Raw genomic sequence first — 3,403 nt, 5'->3', positions numbered from 1 at the left:
AATCGCTGTAAAGGCTGTAACCGCCGCCGAGCTTTTCATTTAAAACCTCTTTGCTTTTGCCGGTGGAAACGATCCCGCAGATTTCAAAACCGTCCAGAAGCTGGTAGGCAAATGCATGCGAAGCGCCCATATTACCGCAACCTACAACCAGTACACGGATAGCGCTCTTGTTTTCAAAAGATGACATAGTAAATGATAATGTTAAGTCTTCGGGTTAGAAGGAATGTAAAACAGTATAGCAGGCCAACAACATAAACCTGCTTTCTGTGCCAAAAATAGGCATTTAAATCTGTTTTTGCCGGACCTGCATGGCGAATGAAAGAAAATCCCGAATTGGTGTTGGTTTAGTTATAAAAAAGCGGGCTTTGATTATTTTGGGTAAAAATCAGCTAGTCCGTTGATGGGATTTGCCGTAAAAGGCAAGGCATTTTCGCTATCCAGGTTAAAATCGGTAAATAATTGATTAAAAGATGAGAAAGCAGCGTCGCCCGATTCGTTTACCTTTGAAATAAATTCAATATCCGAATTTTCAACATCACTTATTGATATGAACAAAGAATCCTGGTACGGCATTTTTCCTGCGTTGTTAACTCCGTTCAAAGCAGATGACACAATTGATTTTGACTTGTTTGGCAAAAATCTCGAAGCTCAGATAGAAGCAGGTATTACCGGCGCTATCGTGGCCGGATCGCTGGGAGAGGCCAGTACCCTGACCAGAGCTGAGAAAATGGAGCTGGTTAAATATGCCAAAAATGTGGTTCCTGCAAACATGCCGATCGTGCTGTGTATCGCCGAACAATCGACAGCCGAGGCAGTGAGCATTGCCAGGGAAGCTGAGACAATCGGTGCAGATGGTTTGATGGTGCTTCCTCCCATGCGCTACAAAGCGGATGATGAAGAAACCGTAACTTACTTCAAAAACATCGCGCAGAGCACTGCATTACCTTTGATGATTTACAACAACCCGGTTGATTATAAGATCGAGGTAACACTTGAAATGTTCGAGGAGCTTGCGAAAGAGCCGAATGTTGTTGCGATCAAGGAATCTACCCGCGACGTAAGCAATGTGACGCGCCTGTTCAACCGCTTTGGAGATCGTTTCCGTATTTTCTGCGGCGTGGATACCCTGATCATGGAAGAAGTAATGCTCGGTGCTGACGGTGTTGTAGGTGGTTTGGTAGATGCATTCCCGAAAGAAACTGTTGCCATTTTTAACCTCGTAAAAGCAGGAAGATATGCAGAGGCACTGGCAGTTTACCGCTGGTACTTGCCTTTACTGGAACTCGATATTCACCCAAAATTGGTTCAGAACATTAAGCTGGCTGCGGAAAGAGCAGGAATCGGTTCAGCTTATGTACGTGCGCCGAGAATGGTGTTGAAAGGTGAGGAAAGAGAAAGGGTATTGGCTATTATCGATAAAGCTATTGAAACCCAGCCGGTGTTACCTGACTACCTGAATTTGGCAGCCGACACTGCATTGGCATAGTCAGATTTGCGGATTGCATGTTCATCAGGTGTTAGGAGGCTCCTCTGGAGCCGGAATGTCTGACGTCTAACGGGTTTCTAGAAACAGGGAGCTCCTCCGGAGCTACTTGGCTATGCAGTATTGCTTATTTGGCATCAACGCGACCTTTTGTTTCTAGAAATTACAGGTAATTGGTTTTACAAAAAGAAAGCTCCTACGAAGCGACTTGAGCGTTGCCTAACTGGCCGCAGCGCGGCCTCCTGTTTCTAGAAATTACAGTATTTGTAGTAAATTCAGACTCCGGAGGAGTCACCTGATGCACAATGTCCCGCATCATTAACATGAAACTATGAGCATATTTCAGGAGAAATTAGAAAGCGTTTTGACAAAAGCCCAAGAAGCTTTTGTCACCATAAATAAATCCTCAATCCAGAGCCGCGTTGCATTAATGCGGGCTGTGGCCGATGAAATTGAAGCGCTCGGACCCGAGTTGATTCAAACAGCAAAGGAAGAATCCAATCTGCCCGAAGCCAGACTGACCGGAGAAAAAGGAAGAACGATCTTCCAATGGAGAAGCTACGCGGATGCGCTCGAAAAAGGGTACAGTCTGGATGCAAGCATTGACACTGCCAATCCTGACAGAACTCCCCCCAAACCAGATATACGGAAAACCAATATTGGTTTAGGACCGGTAGCTGTTTTTGGCGCAAGCAATTTCCCTTTTGCATTCTCAACAGCCGGCGGGGATACTGCGAGCGCAATTGCAGCAGGTTGCCCGGTAGTAGTAAAAGCACATCCCGGTCACCCGAAAACGTCGCAGATTATGGCGGACGCGATTTCGCGTGGCGTCGAAAAAAGCGGATTTCCGAGTGGTACTTTCTCTCATATTGTTTGCGAAACCAATGAAGAAGCACAGGCGCTCGTATCGCATCCTGTGATCAAAGCAGTTGGTTTTACGGGTTCCAACCGCGGCGGACTTGCATTGGTGGAAATTGCCAGCAAGCGGCCGGAACCAATTCCTGTTTTTGCTGAAATGGGCAGTATCAATCCTGTTTTTCTGTTTACCGGAAAATTGCAGACTGCAGCGGCAGAGCTTGCAAAGCAGTATGCAGGCTCATTAACACTCGGCGTAGGTCAGTTTTGTACCAATCCAGGTCTCGTAATAGCAGAGCAGGGAGCAGGTCTGGATCTGTTTGTGGAGAGTTTAAATGAAGAAATACTAAAAGCACTACCCGCTCCGATGTTGAATGCGGGCATTGCGAAAGGATATACCATTAACCGTGAAAAGGTAACCGGCCTCGCTGGTGTGGAAGTACTATCCGCAGCTACTGCCGAAGCCGAAGAAGGTTACGGCGCAGCCACAGTAGCTACTGTATCCGGTGTGGATTTCCTGATCAATGATGATCTGCAAACAGAGGTTTTTGGTCCGTTTGCATTGATCGTGAAATGCAAAGACGCAGATGAAGTACTCGCAGTGGCTGAAAAGCTGCACGGTCAGCTTACTGCGACTTTACTGGCGACGAACGAGGATTTGAAACAACATCCTGAACTGATCAGTGTGATCCGCAACAAATGCGGCCGCATTATTTTCAACAATTTCCCGACTGGCGTGGAAGTATGTAAATCCATGCACCACGGCGGCTCATTCCCATCTTCCAGCAACAGCCAGTTCACCTCAGTAGGTCCCGATTCGATCAAACGTTTCACAAAACCATTGAGCTACCAAAACTGGCCCGACGAACTTTTACCCGAAGAATTGCAGAATGCAAACCCGCTGGGAATTTGGAGAACAGTGAATAATGAGGTAACGAAGGGGGCGATTAGCTAATAGCTTTTTTGGGAGGATGGAGGAAGGAGGAAAGGGAGGAAGTGTCACGTCCTGAAATAGGTTGACCTTAACCACAGGGAGATTTATGCAGCATGACCGTCCGAAAGTAG

The 3,403-nt window shown here is 46.7% G+C and carries 2 protein-coding genes and 1 pseudogene; 2 read left to right on the top strand and 1 reads right to left on the bottom strand.

Features of this window, described 5'->3' with window-relative positions; all coding sequences use genetic code 11:
• A pseudogene (locus ACTIE6_RS20730) lies at positions 1-187 on the bottom strand (gfo/Idh/MocA family oxidoreductase); the annotation flags it as partial.
• 360 nt (positions 188-547) lie between these two features.
• Here ACTIE6_RS20730 and ACTIE6_RS20725 point away from each other — a divergent pair.
• Together ACTIE6_RS20725 and ACTIE6_RS20720 are read left to right on the top strand one after the other, a co-directional pair.
• Positions 548-1,486, top strand: coding sequence for a dihydrodipicolinate synthase family protein (locus ACTIE6_RS20725; protein ID WP_439558450.1), 939 nt, complete (start codon positions 548-550; stop codon positions 1,484-1,486).
• A 328-nt stretch (positions 1,487-1,814) separates the two neighbouring features.
• The gene (locus tag ACTIE6_RS20720; RefSeq protein ID WP_439558449.1) at positions 1,815-3,293 is read left to right on the top strand and encodes an aldehyde dehydrogenase (NADP(+)); all 1,479 of its coding nucleotides are present in this window, start codon (positions 1,815-1,817) and stop codon (positions 3,291-3,293) included.
• Positions 3,294-3,403: the final 110 nt, after the last annotated feature.

This window comes from Dyadobacter sp. (assembly GCF_051859145.1).
Lineage (GTDB): Bacteria > Bacteroidota > Bacteroidia > Cytophagales > Spirosomataceae > Dyadobacter.
Note: the sequence above shows the minus strand (reverse complement) of the source record. Positions and strands in the feature narration are given on the sequence as shown.